The organism is Desulforhopalus sp. (genome assembly GCA_030247675.1).
Taxonomy (GTDB): Bacteria; Desulfobacterota; Desulfobulbia; order Desulfobulbales; family Desulfocapsaceae; genus Desulforhopalus_A.
The window spans coordinates 38,858-52,163 of the sequence record JAOTRX010000005.1; the positions used below are offsets into that span (position 1 = coordinate 38,858).

Genomic DNA, 13,306 nt, shown 5'->3' on the forward strand with positions numbered 1-13,306 from the left:
GTTTTCCTTATAAATCTATCATAACGCAGGATTTGAAAATGAGTGAAAAGACAATTAAGAAAACCTATGAGGAAATTAACGCCAGAATCAAGGCTGGTGAAGCCGTCGTCGTTACAGCAGAGGAAATGGTTGGAATAGTACGAGAAAACGGCCCCGAAGGGGCTGCCAGAAAGGTTGATGTGGTGACCACGGGGACCTTCGCGCCGATGTGTTCTTCTGGGATGTTCTTTAACTTCGGTCAAATGATACCAACAATCAAGGCATCTAAAGTCTGGGTCAATAAGGTTCCTGCGTATGCCGGACTTGCGGCGGTCGATGCCTACATTGGCGCCACAGAACCTGCCGAAGACGATCCTTTGAACAAGATCTATCCCGGTGAGTTCAGATATGGTGGTGGTCACGTCATTGAGGATCTGTTGCGCGGCAAAAAATTGCTGCTCGAAGCCAAGGCCTATGGCACCGATTGTTATGCGGGAAAGAAAATGAAGAAAGAAGTTGGACTCGCCGACCTCCCTTATGCCTTGCTTTGCAACCCGCGTAACGGCTATCAAAACTACAACTGCGCGGTTAATCTCTCCGATAAAGCGGTTTACACCTATATGGGCATGCTGAAGCCAAATTGCCGCAACGCCAATTACTGCAGTGCCGGGGAACTGAGTCCTTTACTCAATGATCCCTATTATAAAACAATAGGTGTTGGAACGAGGATCTTTCTTGGCGGGGCCACCGGTTATGTCACCTGGCGAGGAACACAGCATAACCCCAGAGCTCCTCGAGGCAGCAACGGTGTACCGAGAAAACCAGCCGGCACTGTCATGGTGCAGGGCGATTTGAAATCCATGTCAGCTGAGTGGGTGCGGGGCGTATCAATCTTGGGCTATGGAAATTCACTCGCCTTGGGGCTCGGCATTCCGATACCAATTCTTGATGCGGAAATGGCTGCATATACCGGTGTGTCTGATGCGGAGATTTTTACGCAGGTGGTGGATTACGGCTATGATTACACTAACGGTATTGCGAGGAGTTATGGTGAAGTAAACTATGCCCAGCTGAAATCCGGGGAAATTGAAGTAAACGGCAAGAAAGTTCGGACGACCCCTCTGTCGAGTGTCGTTAAGGCACGTGAGATAGCGGAAATCTTGAAAGTCAAAATCGCCGATGGCAAATTTCTGCTCAATCCTCCCGCGGAATTGCTGCCCGATGGGCTGGATTAGTCTTGCCCCACTATGTCTGAGGAAAGCAAGTATGTCGAGCTGGTGAATAGGCTCCGGCAGTTTGAAAAACTCGCCATTGCCTTTTCCGGTGGGGTTGACTCAACTTTGCTTTTGCATGCAGCTTTGGAGGTATTAAAAGCTGGGAATGTTGTTGCATTTTTTGCTCACTCATCTTTAATTTCTTCTCGGACTGTGGCACAGAGAAATGAGGTGATTGCTAGAAACTTCCCGCATGGCGTCGACTTGCGAATTGTTTTAGTTGATCCGTTAGAATGGCAGGAGTTTGTCGTAAACGATAAAAACCGTTGTTATTTTTGCAAAAAGAGGATGTACACCACCCTCCAACTTGCTATGGGTGCAGCGGGGTACAATAGACTTGCCGATGGTACCAACTGCGACGATATATTGGAGAGTCGGCCAGGGTTAGAGGCTATCAGAGAATTAGATGTGCTAACCCCGCTTGCGGATGTTGGTTTGGCTAAGACAGAGATACGAAGGTTGGCTGAGAGATTTGGACTGTCCAATTTTGCCATGCCATCCAATTCATGCCTCGCAACCAGGGTCCCACTCGGCCAACCTATTACTGCCAAGATCTTGGACCTCATAGATCAAGCGGAAAACTTCCTTCATTTAAAAGGATTTATGGGATGCCGTGTACGGATTGGCCATGCTTATACCATTATTGAGGTTCGGAGAGAAGATGTCGCTGCCTTTATGGATCTGTCGAATAGAGAGGAAGTGCAGGCGTACTTCAAAGATTTGCAGCTCCCTCAGGTAGCACTCAACTTGATTGGTCGATGACTTTTTCTGCTAATATTGGAAAAACTTATTAAAAAGTGAACGAATTATTACTTGATTCTGATTTCCGATTCAATTATGGTGCCTTGTTATGAATGTAATGCCCCGAATATAAAGGGTTGTAGCATTCTAGTTTTTTAATCAGAAAGAGCTTGCGCAGAGTTTTTTTTTGACAATTAAGAAGAGTTTGAGTAAAGCATCGTCTTCAGGGGAAAGAGGGCAACGTGCGTTGTCCTATTAGACTTGTAAAGAAAGATTAAGCAGGGAGGAATTCATGAACAAGAAGGAACTCATTGAAAGCATCGCAGGGGCAGCTGATATAAGTAAGGCAGCTGCCGAAAAGGCACTGAACGGCACGCTCGCAGCGATTGCTGAAAGTTTGAACAAGGGTGACAAAGTAACCCTGGTGGGTTTTGGCACGTTCTCTGTTTCCAAACGTGATGCTCGTCAAGGCAGAAATCCACAAACAGGAAAAGCAATTAAGATTCCTGCGAAGAAAGTTGTGAAGTTCAAAGCCGGCAGTAAACTGTCCGAGGCTATTAATTAGTTCCTGTTTCGTCTTGTTAACATAAAGATACGGTAACTGTTATTGTGCTGACGCAACAGAAACTTTCCAAAGGGTTACAGTATCTGTTCGAATGCTTGCAAGAATGCGATGGCGTAGAAAGGATATTTATTTAGATAATGTAACTGCGTTGCGCCGCATGTTTTGATAGTTTGTATCGCCGTAAAAGGCCGTTCCTGTTATTGGGACGGCCTTTTTGTTTTTTGTGATTATCGATTGACACCTTCGTTTCTCGACAGGTATTCTGCTAAAATTTCACCTCGGATTTGGCAAAAAGGAAGAAGGCTATGAAATCTTTTGAAGAACTGTTGCAGGTATCAACTCGAATTCACGGTCATATTTGTGCCGGTCAAGTTATTGGCGTTCGAATGAGCATCTTGGCATTGCGCCTGCTTGGATTGTCCGATCCACAGGGAGCTGACAGGAAGAAGATATATGTCATCGTGGAAATCGATCGTTGTGCAACAGACGCAATTCAATCTGTTACCGGCTGTAGCCTTGGCAAAAGGTCCATGAAATGGCTCGATCATGGGATCATGGCGGCAACATTTGTCAATCTCGAATCGAGCCAGGCGGTACGGGTTACTGCCCTTGAAGAAGCTCGTGACTTGGCCAACAAGTATTGTTCGGAGATTGTGGATAAATATTCGAGACAACTTGAAGCCTATAAAATTATGCCTGAGACCGAACTGTTTCGTGTTGAATCGGTGTCGCTCACAATCCCTCCTGAAGATTTGCCCGGCAAGCCGCTGCGAAGGGTTAAATGTGTAAGCTGTGGCGATTGGGTACAGGATTGCAGAGATGTAGTCGTGGATGACAAGATTTTGTGCCGGAGTTGTACACATGGCCGTTATTACAGTGTCATAGAGCAATAGCCACTCAGCTGCTTGGTTGCTTGGTTGAACTCTCTAGAAATTTCATAATTTTTGACTAAAGAAGGTAGTGGCGATGCAGATAACTCTTTTAGATTATGGTGCCGGTAATGTCCGAAGTGTCCGGAATGCTATTCGCAAGCTCGGCTATTCGATACAGGACGTTCAATCGCCAGAGGATATCTTAACAGCTGAGAAGCTGATTTTTCCCGGAGTCGGAAGCTTTGGCCTGGTAATGACACGGTTACGGGAAAAGGGATACATTGCACCACTCAAACAGCGGATTGCCGAAAATAAGCCCCTCCTTGGAATATGCGTTGCCTTGCAGGCCCTGTATGAGGGAAGTGAAGAATCTCCCGGTGTAGAAGGCTTGGGGATCATTCCTGGGCAGGTGGTACGATTTGCCAACCGGCAATTGGCAGTGCCGCAAATTGGCTGGAATAACATCAAGCTTAAGAAAAACTCTTCACTGATGAGTGGTTATAAAAACGAGAAATTGTACTTTGTCCACTCATACCACGCCCAAGTCAGCACGACGGATGCTGAGTGGCTGCTGGCGCTTACCGATTATGGCAATGCGTTCGTTTCAGCGGTTGAAAAGGGAAATGTCAGTGCCTTTCAATTTCATCCGGAGAAGAGTGGTAAGGCTGGGTTGAGGATACTCGAAAATTATCTGGCAAAAGGCACCGATCAACCATTAATGATGGCATCCAATTTATCAGCCGAAGGTTCGGAGACAAAGATTGCCAAGCGTATCATTGCCTGTCTGGACGTTCGTAGTAACGATCGCGGAGATCTTGTCGTCACCAAAGGTGATCAATACGATGTCCGGCATGACGGCGAGGTGCGAAATCTCGGTAAGCCCGTCGAATTGGCAAGAAGATACTACGAAGAGGGGGCCGACGAAATCACCTTTTTGAATATTACCGGATTCCGCGATTTTCCGCTGCAAGACCAACCCATGCTGGAGGTTTTGGAAAGAACATCTGAAAATGTTTTCGTGCCGCTTACCATTGGTGGCGGGATACGAGAGTTTACGGATTCAAATGGAAAATCCTCGACTTCATTGGATGTCGCCTCTGCCTATTTTCGATCAGGAGCAGATAAAGTATCTATCGGCAGCGATGCGGTCTATACCGTTGAAGAGTATCTCAAAACCGGTATGAAAAGCGGCCGGAGCTCGATTGAACAAATCTCTATTGTTTATGGAGCTCAGGCGGTTGTTATTTCGGTTGACCCCCGGCGAGTTTATGTGCAATCACCTGGAGATACCTCGCATACTACTATACCTACTGCCCAGCCTGGCCCCGAAGGAGAGCGCTATTGCTGGTATCAATGTACGGTTAAGGGAGGAAGGGAGGGGCGGGATGTCGATGTCGTGCAGTTGGTCAAGAGCTGCGAAGAGTTGGGTGCAGGGGAGATATTATTGAATTGTATTGACCGGGATGGCACCAATAGCGGGTTCGACCTTGAACTTATCAAAATGGTCAAAGGTGCCGTATCAATCCCGGTCATAGCATCAAGCGGTGCCGGCATTGCCGCTCATTTTGTTGATGTGTTTAAGCAAACAGAGACTGACGCCGCCCTTGCCGCAGGAATATTTCATAGGCAAGAAGTGAGCATACAAGAGGTAAAAGACGCCGTTCGGTCTGCTGGTATTGAAACGCGGTAATACTATTGAAGCCGATAGCAATGCACAGGAGAGCACAAATCTGTCGTTCCGTCGGCTTCACCTCATTTGCGCGGAGGAGTGAAATTTCAAGCTGCTGAGAAAAAACTCACCTTCGTCTTTGTAAGAATGCTCACGATTGGCAGGGGATTGCCGGAAGCTTTCGACATAAAACATGTCTATACCATTTTCGGGGGTTTCCGGATGCATGCACACCAAACCGCTTTTTTGTACCCGGATATACTCGTTGTTGTTCGAGTTCTTGGCTCCGTGGTCCTCATAATTCTGAACGTATCGGACACATAAAGGAGAGATCTCTTTGTTCAGACTGAACCGGGAAGAGATGTTTCTATAATCTTGCGTTGTGGTATCGAGCTCCTTGCCGATTTGTACATATTGCAGGAATCTGTCGACATCACGTATTGAGCTATCCAGATGTATCTCGGTTGCCTTGGTGTAGATTGAATAATTGTCTGTCTTAATTTTCTTTAAATAATACAAACTCTTGTCGTTTAGTTTTTCATACCAGTTGAGTCCGGTGGGTGGCGCTATGGAGAAACCTAGGCTGTTGGCCCGCTGATCTCGGTTTTCCACAGGGAAATAGCGATTTGTCGTGCTGAGGGGGGCGCAGGCCCCGAGGGACATTGAGAAAAAGAGGGTAATCGATATTAGCCAGGAGCAAGTCCGGAAACGCGAGGGGGACAACGTGGAGTACATAGGTGATATTATCCAGAAGAGTGTTAATGTCAGTCTCCACTATGTACCTGATTTTTCGCCCTCGTTCAACAAGAAGATTCGTGAGAAGTTTAACGATAATAAATTATTAAACGTGAAATGATAATGTCGAAAACGCAAAAAAACATTATCAGCATCCTGCCTTTTATTCTTCTTCTGATCTTGATTCTTAACGCGGTTTCTGCCTGGACCTATAAGCGAGGCTTTGCTGAACTCAAAGAACAGGGAAGCGTTCGGCTTGAGCTTTACAGCAACTATCTGCAGGGTGTTTTGAATAAGTATGAAAGTCTTCCGGAATTGTTGGCTATTGACAGTAATCTAGTAAGAACGCTTCTTAATCCTTTTGATATCGTACAAATTGAAGGTCTTAATCAATACCTGGAGACTATCAATAGAGTAAGCGATGCCCTTGACACCTATCTGATGAATAAAGATGGGTTGACTATCGCTGCCAGCAATTGGAAGGAAGAACATTCATTTGTTGGGAGGAATTTCGACTACCGCCCCTACTTTCAGGAGGCAATGTCAGGCAAACTTGGACGATATTTTGCCATCGGTACGACCTCGTCAAAAAGGGGATATTATTTCGCCTATCCGGTTCGCCACGAGAAAGAAATCCTTGGTGCCTTGGTTATTAAAATTGACATTGATTCAGTCGAACAAAAATGGGCATATCGAGATGAAAGCTTTCTGGTCACCGATCCGGACGGGGTTGTGTTTATTACCACCAACCCGGAATGGCGATACAAGACCTTACAGCCACTTCACCCCGATGTTTTGAGAAGTATAGAGGAAACCAAGAGATATCCTGATGCCGAGCTGACTCCTTTGGCTACCTCGACAACCAGTTTTGCGGATGATGTGCAGCTCCTCTCCATAGAAGGGGAAGAGGGCAAACAGAAAAAGAAAGTAATGAAACAGTCACATGCAATGCCTCATGCCGGTTGGGCCGTACATATTTTGTCGGATACCGGGGCATTGAAAACCAGGGTTTTGTTCGTAAATATCCTGGTTACGCTGGGATTGGTGGTTGTTTATATTATGACTCTTTTGTTTGTTCAGCGAAAACAGCGTGTTGCTGAGCTTTCTCGAATTGAGGAAGAATCCAAGAAAGCCTTGCGGGAGGCGAATGAACTTCTGGAAACCAGGGTTCTTGATAGGACGCAGCAACTCACCTTGGCCAATGAAATGTTGCAAAGAGAGATTCTCGACCGAAAACAGACGGAGGTGAAGCTCATGAGAACGCGGAAAGAGCTGATCCATGCAGCAAAACTTGCGGTACTTGGTCAAATGTCGGCGGGTATCAATCATGAGCTCAACCAACCATTGGCTGCTATTCGAAGTTATACCGATAACGGTAAACAGTTTTTAGAGAAAGGCCGTTTGGAAGAAGCAATGTGGAATCTTGAGCAAATTGGCGAATTGACAGACCGGATGGCGCAGATCGGCATGCAGCTCAAACTTTTTTCAAAAAAATCGAGTGGACAGATAGTCACCGTTCCCCTGCATGGGGTCATTGATGGCGCATTAGAGATACTGAATCCGAGTCTGAAAAAGGCCGGTATTGAGATGTATATCAAGGTTGATCCCGCCGACCTTGAGGTTCGTGCCAACCATGTGTTGTTGCAACAAGTGTTGGTAAATCTACTGTCCAATGCCTTGCAAGCTATGGAAGGACAGGATGATGAAAAGAAAATTGTGATAGAATGTACCGTAAACGATCATAAAGTGGTTATCGCTGTTGAAGATACCGGGCCGGGGATTGCTGGCGAAAATCTGCGAAAAATCTTTGAACCGTTTTTTACAACAAAAAAATCGGGGCAGGGTCTTGGCCTGGGTTTGACTATAAGCGATCGGATAGTTCGAGATTTTGGTGGGCAGATTGTCCTCGTTCAGGGCAAAAAGGGCGCCCGTTTTGAGTTCACTTTGGAAAGATCATAATTGTGCGATGACGACGAAAGCAAAGGTACTTTTCATTGACGACGAGAAGCACATCCGGCAAGCCAATAAACAGACTCTTGAGCTTGCCGAACTTGAGGTTATCTGTGAGGAATGTGCGGAAAATGGATTGGCGATGCTGACCAATGAGTGGCCGGGAATCGTCGTCTGCGACATTCGTCTTCCCAATATGGATGGTCTGCAGTTTCTTCTGGAGGTACAGAAAATTGATCGGAATTTGCCGGTCATCCTTATCACCGGCCATGGTGACGTTACTACCGCAGTCCAAGCAATGCGGGACGGTGCCTACGATTTTATTGAAAAGCCCTATTCGCCCGAGCGCTTGGTGAAAACTGTTTTGCGGGGCTTGGAAAAACGTTCTTTAACCTTGGAGAATCGCACCCTTCGCCGTGAATTGGAATTGCACAGTGCCCCCGGACCCCGGCTCATCGGCAGGACACAGGCGATGGAAAAGCTTCGAAGTACTATTGCCCAAGTCGCCGACACGGGGGCTGACGTCCTGGTGTTTGGTGAAACCGGTACCGGGAAGGAACTCGTTGCCAGGGCTTTGCACGAAAATAGTAAAAGGAGAGAGAAGAATTTTGTGGCGATCAATTGCGGTGCTGTCTCCGAATCGATAATGGAGAGTGAGTTGTTCGGCCATGAAGCCGGTGCTTTTACAGACGCAAAATCGACGCGAATCGGTAAGTTTGAACACGCTAATGGCGGGACTCTCCTCCTCGACGAAATAGAGTCCATGCCCTTAAGGGTACAGATAAATCTGTTGCGGGTTCTTCAGGAGCGTTCAATTGAGAGACTTGGTTCAAATCGTCTTATTCCGGTAGATCTGCGGGTTGTTGCCGCTTCAAAAGTTGATTTGCTGACGGCAGCTGAACAGGGGCTGTTTCGCCAGGATTTGTATTATCGGCTCAACGTTGTATCTTTGAAAATTCCTCCCTTACGTGAAAGGAGAGAGGATATTCCCTTATTATTTCACCACTTCTTGTTAGTCGCCGGACATCGGTATCAACAGGAGGTGTCCATGCCCGGCAGTGCTCAGATGAATGTTTTAATGGCCTATTCATGGCCAGGTAATGTTAGGGAGTTGAGAAATATTGCAGAAAGGTATGTTTTGTTGGGGAGTCAATTCGATTGGTCTTTAGAAAAGATGCTTTCTGGACAGGATTCTGAGGAGATTCGATCACTTCCGCAACAAATCGATCGTTTTGAAAAGGGTCTCCTTGAGCATGCCCTTGTTGCCTCAGGGGGAAGCATCAAGGATGTCATGGCCAGTCTCAATATCCCCAGAAAGACCCTTTACGACAAAATGCGTAAGCACGGTTTAAAGAAAGCTGACTATAAATAGTTAAATATCTATTTGATATTCGTCTTTTTGAACATAGCAGGTGAACAAAGAAAAAGTTTCCTGCTACGTTCAAGAAGACCCGTTCAACTACATCATCCCAAGTGTCTTCGGCAACCAGATCGACAACATCGGCCAGTAGGTGACGATGCCGAGGAAGGTCAGCATGGTCAGGAGCCACGGCCAGACGGCGACGGTCAGCTCGGTAATACCCATCTTGGTGAGCCCCGAGGCGACGTAGAGGTTCAAGCCGACCGGCGGATGACACATACCGACCTCCATGTTGACGACCATGAGGATGCCGAGATGTACCGGGTCGACGCCCAGCTTGACCGCCACCGGAAAGACGATGGGGGCGAAGATCAGCATGATCGACGACGGCTCCATGAAGTTACCGGCCATGAGCAGGAGGACGTTGACCGCCAGGAGGAAGGCGATGTGGCCAAGGCCCATGTCCAGCAGCCAGTTGGTCAGCTCCTGGGGGATGTTCTCGTTGGCGAGGATAAAGGAGAACATGACGGCGTTGGTGATGATATAGAGCAGCATCGCCGACATATTGGCCGAGTTGAGGAGGACCTTCGGGACATCTCGCAGGCGCATGTCCTTGTAGATGAAGACGGCAACGAAGAAGGAGTAGACGGCGCTCATCGCCGCGGCCTCGGTGGGGGTGAAGATACCGCTGTAGATACCGCCCATAACGACGATGATGAGCATCAGGCCCCAAACCGATTCGCGGAAGGTGCGGAGACGCTCGCCCCACGATGCCTTGGGCTGGCGGGGATAATTGAATTTTTTGGCCCGGTACCAAGTTATGCCGCCGAGCATGGCGGCCATGACGATGCCGGGGATGACGCCGGCCATGAACAGGGCGCCTACCGAGGTGTTGGTGGCGATGGAGTACATGACCATGACGATGGACGGCGGGATGAGAATCCCCAGGGCGCCGGAGGTGGCGATAACGCCTGCCCCGAACTTCATTGGGAAGCCGGCCTTGACCATGCCCGGGATGAGGATGGCGCCGATGGCGACAACGGTTGCCGGCGACGAGCCGGAAACGGCGGCAAAGAGGGCGCAGGCAAGAACGCCGGAAAGGGCCAGGCCGCCATGCCAGTGACCGACCATGGAGGTGGCGAAGTTGATCATCCGCCGGGCGACGCCGCCGTGGGTGAGAAAGTTACCGGCCAGGATAAAGAAGGGAATGGCCATGATCTCAAACTTCTCGATCCCGGAAAAGAGCTTCAGGGCCACCGATTCAAGCGGTACCTGGGTCATGGTAAAGAGAAAGGTCAGAACCGTCAGACCAAGGGAGATGGAGATCGGCATGCCGGTCAGCATCAGGGCCAGCAGAATTCCAAAGATGACAATTGAACTCATTGTTTATCCTCCTTGCGGGCCTGATCGTCTTTAAGGACTTCCCGTGCAACAATCCGCTCCGTCAACGATTCAACGGCATCGGCATCGACACCGTCGACATGGCTGTGGTCGTGGTGGGGGAGCTCATGGGTCTTCAGGAAATTGACCATGACCTGGAGAAAACGGAAGCACATGAGGGTGGAACCGAAGGGTACGGCGCTGTACACCAGCCAGGTGGGCCATTCGAGATCGGGGGTGGTTGGGCCCTCGGGCAGGACACCGGTATCCAGGCCAAGCAGGGAGAACACCGCATGGTGCATGCCGTTTTCCCAGATGAAGCGGTAGCCGAGAACGCCGACGATTGCCGTAAAGGTGGCGCCGGACAGCAGGCCGAAGACGATAAATTTGTTGCGCAATTTGGGCTGCATCTGATTGATCAGTACATCAACCCCGACATGGATGCCGGTGCGCACGCCGTAGGCGGCACCGAACTTGGCCATCCAGACGAACATGATAATGCACAGTTCCTGGGCCCAACCAAAATTCATGCCGAGCAGCACATCCTGCACGACAGGAATCGGCAGGCCGGCCATATAGCGATGGACGACCGCCGCAAAGATGATCGCCACCGCCCCCGCCATAAGAAAGGAAATAAATATTTCCTCAAGATGATTAAGAATTTTCATTACTGCCGTAGCCTCCCCGAAAGAGAACGGGGTGGCGGGCAAAGGCCCTCCACCCCTGCTTCTTCCCAGCTTTAAGAACTATTTTTTGAAACCGACCGCCTGGTAAACCGCATCAATGGTCTCTTTGCCGATCCGGTCGGCCATCTTGTCGTGTACCGAGACCATGGCCGCTTTGAAGGCAGCGCGCTGGGCATCGGTCAGGGCGGTGACCTCGGTCTTGCCGGATGCCTTGACCGCGGCGAGATCCTCATCATTTTTCGCCTTGGCGATGTTGTTGGCGTAATCGGTGGATTCCTTCATGGCAGTTTCCAGCTGGCCACGGACATCGGCCGGCAGCTCTTCCCAGAACTTCTTGTTGACGATGACCGCATAGCCCAGGTAGCCGTGATCGGTAATGGTCAGGAATTTTTGGACTTCATGCATCTTCTGGGTGTAGAAATTGGAGATGGGATTCTCGGTACCGTCGACAACGCCGGTCTGCAGCGCCTGATATACCTCGGAGAACGGCATTACCTGCGGAATGGACTTGATGGCCTGCATCTGGGCCTCAAGGACCTTGGAGGACTGGATGCGCAGCTTTTTGCCCTTCAGATCTTCCGGGGTCTTGATCGGGGTATTGGCGGAAAACGACTTGAAGCCGTTGTCCCAGTAGGCAAGACCTTTTATCCCCTTTGGTTCCAGTTTGGCGAGAAGGCTCTGGCCAACCGGGCCCTTGGTGATTTTATGCAGATCATCGTAGTTATTGAAGATAAAGGGCAGGTCGAAGACCTCGAACTCCTTGGCGCCGAGAGGGCCGAATTTGGCAAGCGACGGGGCGAGCATCTGCACGGCACCGAGCTGCAGCGCCTCCATTTCTTCCTTATCCTTATAGAGTTGGCTGTTCGGATAGACCTCGATCTTTACCTTGCCCTGGGTCAGCTCTTCCGCCCGTTTCTTGAAGAACTCGGCCGCCTGGCCCTTCGGGGTGTCAACCGCTACAACATGGCTGAACTTGATGGAGATCGGTTCGGCAAACACCGGGGTGGCTAAAAGAGCCGTTGAAATCGTCAAGATCCCCAATGCCTTTGTCATTGTCTGAAACATGTTTTTCCTCCGTTATAAGTTGGATTGAAAATGTCGCCCTGCCGGCTCTGTTCCCCTGTTTTCGATCATCACAGCATGTTGCCGGCAACCTGCTGTGATGCGCCTAAAGTCTAGCAAGATTAAGACCATCTTGAGAAATTAACGTATAAACCTTTTAGAAACAATTAACGGATTAAAATTGAAAGAGGATTTCACTTTAATAAATTGGCGGATATTGACCAATATCTCTAATATAATTGGGGGAAAATCACCCATCATCTAGAAGATTTTCTAAAAGGATAAGGTGTGAATTTGCGGGTTGACAGAAGCTTTGTCATTCTTGATGATTATTCATATGCCTTTATACATTGTGCAGGTATGAAACAGGGTTACAGGCATATGCTTTGCATTATAAATATTCAATTATTTTGATCTTGCCACATATGTTTTGCTAGAGAGCATGCCTATAATATTAAGAAAAGTATTTTTTAAAATTTACCACCAGGAGATGGAAATGAAAAATAAACCTAAGATATCAACTATTTTGTATGCTTCTGATCTCGGAGAGCAGACACGGCCGGTATTTCGGCATGCACTGGCACTGGCAAAGCTTTATGATGCCAAAATAATAATGATGCATGTGGTAGAGCCAATGGGGGAGACGGCAAAATCTATATTAAGTGCTTATATTTCCAAAGAATTCTCGGATGACATGTTGAAGGATTCAATGGATGGATTGTTAACCAAGATGAAGGACAGATTGCGACGTTTTTTTGAAGAGGAATGTGAGGAAGAGAAGGTTTGTTCGAATGTCAAAGAAATCATAGCAGTAACTGGGAGTCCAAGCGAAGAAATTTTGCGGGTTTCCGAGGAAGAAAAGGCAGATATAATCGTTTTGGGAAAATCAACTCGAAAAGTACGTGGTATTAGGGTGATGGGGTCGACAGCACGAAGGGTGAGTAGGATGGCTACTGTTCCTGTGTTAATTGTACCAAATTACTAATGTAAATATGTATTGTGGAATCAAAGCGTTATTTTCTAATTGGCCTCC

10 protein-coding genes and 1 pseudogene are annotated in these 13,306 nt (G+C 48.2%); 8 read left to right on the forward strand and 3 right to left on the reverse strand.

Annotation, left to right across the window (positions count from 1 at the left end; translation table 11 throughout):
- Positions 1-38: 38 nt before the first annotated feature.
- The 7 genes and pseudogenes from OEL83_11685 (at position 39) to OEL83_11715 (ending at position 9,157) form a co-directional block, all read left to right on the forward strand.
- Positions 39-1,214, forward strand: a complete 1,176-nt coding sequence (locus tag OEL83_11685) for a homocysteine biosynthesis protein (protein MDK9707700.1) — start codon at positions 39-41, stop codon at positions 1,212-1,214.
- A gap of 12 nt (positions 1,215-1,226) precedes the next feature.
- On the forward strand, positions 1,227-2,015 hold the full coding sequence (gene larE / locus OEL83_11690) for an ATP-dependent sacrificial sulfur transferase LarE (protein MDK9707701.1): 789 nt from the start codon (positions 1,227-1,229) through the stop codon (positions 2,013-2,015).
- Positions 2,016-2,280: 265 nt separating this feature from the next.
- Positions 2,281-2,559, forward strand: a pseudogene (locus tag OEL83_11695) (HU family DNA-binding protein).
- A 305-nt stretch (positions 2,560-2,864) separates the two neighbouring features.
- The gene (locus tag OEL83_11700; GenBank protein ID MDK9707702.1) at positions 2,865-3,452 is read left to right on the forward strand and encodes an FmdE family protein; all 588 of its coding nucleotides are present in this window, start codon (positions 2,865-2,867) and stop codon (positions 3,450-3,452) included.
- A gap of 73 nt (positions 3,453-3,525) precedes the next feature.
- Positions 3,526-5,121: an imidazole glycerol phosphate synthase subunit HisF gene (gene hisF, locus OEL83_11705; GenBank protein ID MDK9707703.1), complete on the forward strand. Its 1,596-nt coding sequence runs from the start codon at positions 3,526-3,528 to the stop codon at positions 5,119-5,121.
- Positions 5,122-5,958: 837 nt separating this feature from the next.
- The gene (locus tag OEL83_11710; protein MDK9707704.1) at positions 5,959-7,794 is read left to right on the forward strand and encodes an ATP-binding protein; all 1,836 of its coding nucleotides are present in this window, start codon (positions 5,959-5,961) and stop codon (positions 7,792-7,794) included.
- Between the two features lie 7 nt (positions 7,795-7,801).
- On the forward strand, positions 7,802-9,157 hold the full coding sequence (locus tag OEL83_11715) for a sigma-54 dependent transcriptional regulator (GenBank protein ID MDK9707705.1): 1,356 nt from the start codon (positions 7,802-7,804) through the stop codon (positions 9,155-9,157).
- Positions 9,158-9,244: 87 nt separating this feature from the next.
- Here OEL83_11715 and OEL83_11720 read toward each other — a convergent pair whose 3' ends face one another.
- The 3 genes from OEL83_11720 to OEL83_11730 form a co-directional block, all read right to left on the reverse strand.
- On the reverse strand, positions 9,245-10,528 hold the full coding sequence (locus OEL83_11720; protein ID MDK9707706.1) for a TRAP transporter large permease subunit: 1,284 nt from the start codon (positions 10,526-10,528) through the stop codon (positions 9,245-9,247).
- Positions 10,525-11,193 (reverse strand): TRAP transporter small permease, encoded by a 669-nt coding sequence (locus OEL83_11725; protein MDK9707707.1) that lies wholly within the window; start codon positions 11,191-11,193, stop codon positions 10,525-10,527. The genes OEL83_11720 and OEL83_11725 overlap by 4 nt, the downstream gene beginning before the upstream one ends.
- A 78-nt stretch (positions 11,194-11,271) precedes the next feature.
- Positions 11,272-12,276 (reverse strand): TRAP transporter substrate-binding protein, encoded by a 1,005-nt coding sequence (locus OEL83_11730; protein MDK9707708.1) that lies wholly within the window; start codon positions 12,274-12,276, stop codon positions 11,272-11,274.
- A 493-nt stretch (positions 12,277-12,769) separates the two neighbouring features.
- On the opposite strand from OEL83_11730, the gene OEL83_11735 reads away from it, so the two are divergent.
- Positions 12,770-13,258, forward strand: coding sequence for a universal stress protein (locus OEL83_11735; protein ID MDK9707709.1), 489 nt, complete (start codon positions 12,770-12,772; stop codon positions 13,256-13,258).
- Positions 13,259-13,306 lie beyond the last annotated feature (48 nt).

What these genes read in the sequence shown, in the direction of transcription:
- OEL83_11735 (MDK9707709.1), top strand. Translation starts at nt 12,770, where the DNA reads ATGAAAAATAAACCTAAGATATCAACTATTTTGTATGCTTCTGATCTC.
- larE (MDK9707701.1), top strand. Translation starts at nt 1,227, where the DNA reads ATGTCTGAGGAAAGCAAGTATGTCGAGCTGGTGAATAGGCTCCGGCAG.
- OEL83_11725 (MDK9707707.1), bottom strand. Translation starts at nt 11,193, where the DNA reads ATGAAAATTCTTAATCATCTTGAGGAAATATTTATTTCCTTTCTTATG.
- OEL83_11700 (MDK9707702.1), top strand. Translation starts at nt 2,865, where the DNA reads ATGAAATCTTTTGAAGAACTGTTGCAGGTATCAACTCGAATTCACGGT.
- OEL83_11730 (MDK9707708.1), bottom strand. Translation starts at nt 12,276, where the DNA reads ATGTTTCAGACAATGACAAAGGCATTGGGGATCTTGACGATTTCAACG.
- OEL83_11720 (MDK9707706.1), bottom strand. Translation starts at nt 10,528, where the DNA reads ATGAGTTCAATTGTCATCTTTGGAATTCTGCTGGCCCTGATGCTGACC.
- OEL83_11685 (MDK9707700.1), top strand. Translation starts at nt 39, where the DNA reads ATGAGTGAAAAGACAATTAAGAAAACCTATGAGGAAATTAACGCCAGA.
- hisF (MDK9707703.1), top strand. Translation starts at nt 3,526, where the DNA reads ATGCAGATAACTCTTTTAGATTATGGTGCCGGTAATGTCCGAAGTGTC.
- OEL83_11710 (MDK9707704.1), top strand. Translation starts at nt 5,959, where the DNA reads ATGTCGAAAACGCAAAAAAACATTATCAGCATCCTGCCTTTTATTCTT.
- OEL83_11715 (MDK9707705.1), top strand. Translation starts at nt 7,802, where the DNA reads ATGACGACGAAAGCAAAGGTACTTTTCATTGACGACGAGAAGCACATC.